The following is a 2,407-nucleotide window of genomic DNA, read 5'->3' as shown; positions in this document are numbered from 1 at the left end:
TGTTAGAGTCGGGCGAAATGGGCCATTCAGAGTCGGGTGAAAACGGCCAATTTTAGTCGGATAGAAATGGCCACTCGGTCATTTCTCCTTTACACTGGGGATGTAGCCAATGCCCCGGAGAAAGGAGAAATGAATGAAAGAATTTGAAGTGTCTAACTTGGACCCCGCCGTAGCACAAGCAATTCAAGAAATGCAAATCGAGCAGGGCAACGGTTTCTCTCTGGAGAAAATTAACCTCGCAGAATTGGGGCGGCGCACCGGCATCTCTCGCCACAAGCTGCGCCGCATGAAGGAAAATGGATTTGTGAAGACGCAGCACGGGCTGAAAGGCCGTAAGGCACCTTTTACACTGCTCACCGGCTACACTGCCATTCTTGACGATTTGCTTCGAAATGGCATCGTTAACTCCACGGTTTGCCTGAAGCGACTTCAACAAAAGGGTTTCCCCGGTGGACAGACCATCGTGAAGGAATATATTGCTTCACATCAGGATCTTGTTCCAGCCAAACGGTGTCAGGTATCTCCTCAGGGCAGCCGTGGCCGTAGATATACTACGGAACCCGGAGAAGCCTACCAGATGGACTGGGGCTTCACGAAAGTTCTTGATTACAACGGAAACGAGTACAACGCTGCCTGTTTTGCTATGATTTGCCACCACTGTGGACAGAGGTATGTGGAATTCTTTCCCAACGCCAAACAGGAGAACCTCTTCATTGGAATGGTTCACGCCTTCCAGTACATGGGAATTCCCCAATATATTCTGACTGATAACATGAAAAGTGTTGTTCTTCGGCGAGATAGTGAAGGCCGGCCGGTTTGGCAGCCTGATTACGAGGAGTTCATGGGTACCATTGGTTTCCAGACAAAGTTATGCAAGCCCAGGCACCCGTTTACCAAGGGTAAGGTTGAACGCCTCATCCGATTTGTGAAGGACAACTTTCTGGCGGGGCGGGTCTTCTGGAACGTGACCGACTTAAATTATGCGGCGCTGGAATGGTGTAACGAGCAGAACAGCACCTACCACCAGTGCATTAGCGGTGTTCCGCAGGACATTCATTTTAGCAAGTGCGCTGAAATGGCTCGTATGTTGCAGGATGTCCACGCAGTCCGTTTTTATCTCTGCCCGGAGCGCCGAATTTCCTTCGACGGATTCGTGACCTATGAAGGGCGGCGCTTTGGTGTTCCGTATGCCTACCACGGGAAGACTGCCAGGGTAATGCGGGACGGTGACACGCTCTACATCTACTCGGCTGATCTGCTCAGCTTGCTGACCACCCACAATGTAACCTGGAGCCGCCGTGACAGCTTCTGTGACGGCCAATACGAGACCCTTGCACAGCCCGAGGAATTTCCTACCGCTCCGGTGAAGACGGCGATTAAGCAACTCAAGGAGCCTTCCCTGAGCCTCTCCTTTGAAAAGTTTAACTTTGACAAGGAGGATGACTTGGATGACTGATTCTGTGTTTGAATCTGTTGAGAGAAGTTGTGCTGCTCTGAAGCTGGACTTCTGTGCCCAGGAACTTGCAACTCTGGCAGAAGACCAGGGGCTGTCCACAGAGGGGCTTCAGGCGGTGGCCTTGGTTCTGAACTACCTGAGCGACAAGAAAACTGATACGACCATCCAGACCCTTTTGAGGTTGAGCCATTTGCCCCGTAAGAATCCGAAGACCTTTGAGAATTTTGACTTCTCGGTGATTAGAGGGAGGGATGTTGAGCGGCTGAAGAATCTGTCGTCCCTCTCCGCAATCTATGCTCACCGAAATCTGGCTTTCATTGGCCCTGCTGGGACTGGGAAGACCCATCTGGCGCAAGCGTTTGGCTACAAGTGCTGCACTCAGGGAATTAAAGCATACTTCATTAAGATGTCCGAACTCCGGGACAAGCTCACAGCTGCCAGACGCACCGGAAAGGAATATGCGTTGGTTTCGCACCTTGTCCGGCAGTCCTGCCTGATTATTGATGAAGTTGGACACTGTGAGTTTGACAAGGAGAACACCCGGCTGTTCTTTGATCTGGTTGACCGCCGGTACAACAAGGAAGGCGCTTACAACATCGTCTTTACCAGCAACAAGATGCCCTCCATGTGGAGAGAGAACTTTAATGAGGATGATGCCCTTCTGTGTGCCCTGGACCGGATTTTTGATGACGCTATGGTATTCCGTTTCAAGGGAGAGAGCTTCCGAGGCCGTAAACTCGACACGATTAACTTGCACACCGGACGGGTGAAAGGAACCGGACTCGATTACAGCGACTCAACCATTTAAATTGTCTATACCGGGCGTTGGCTACTTTCTACCAAAGAATGACAATGGCCGTTTTTATCCGACCCCATTCGGCCGTTTTTAGGCGGCTACGATTGGCCGTTTTCTTCCGACACTATTTGGCCGTTTCCGTCCGACTCTAACAG

The 2,407-nt window shown here is 51.1% G+C and carries 2 protein-coding genes; both read left to right on the top strand.

The genetic code is table 11. The features are described 5' to 3' along the window. Positions 1-133 precede the first annotated feature (133 nt). Positions 134-1,456 carry an IS21 family transposase gene (istA, locus tag JQM68_RS13500; protein ID WP_235223541.1) on the top strand — a complete coding sequence of 441 codons (1,323 nt, stop codon included), beginning with the start codon at positions 134-136 and terminating at the stop codon, positions 1,454-1,456. Next, positions 1,449-2,264 carry an ATP-binding protein gene (locus tag JQM68_RS13495; protein ID WP_235223540.1) on the top strand — a complete coding sequence of 272 codons (816 nt, stop codon included), beginning with the start codon at positions 1,449-1,451 and terminating at the stop codon, positions 2,262-2,264. The genes istA and JQM68_RS13495 overlap by 8 nt, the downstream gene beginning before the upstream one ends. Positions 2,265-2,407: the final 143 nt, after the last annotated feature.

Source organism: Oscillibacter valericigenes (genome assembly GCF_021531435.1).
Taxonomy (GTDB): Bacteria; Bacillota; Clostridia; order Oscillospirales; family Oscillospiraceae; genus Oscillibacter; species Oscillibacter valericigenes_B.
The sequence above is the reverse complement of the archived record's forward strand: the minus strand, read 5'-3'. Positions and strand labels throughout refer to the sequence as shown.

Bases quoted from the DNA above. Each gene is read 5' to 3' on its own strand.
- istA (WP_235223541.1), top strand. From the start codon at position 134: ATGAAAGAATTTGAAGTGTCTAACTTGGACCCCGCCGTAGCACAAGCA.
- JQM68_RS13495 (WP_235223540.1), top strand. From the start codon at position 1,449: ATGACTGATTCTGTGTTTGAATCTGTTGAGAGAAGTTGTGCTGCTCTG.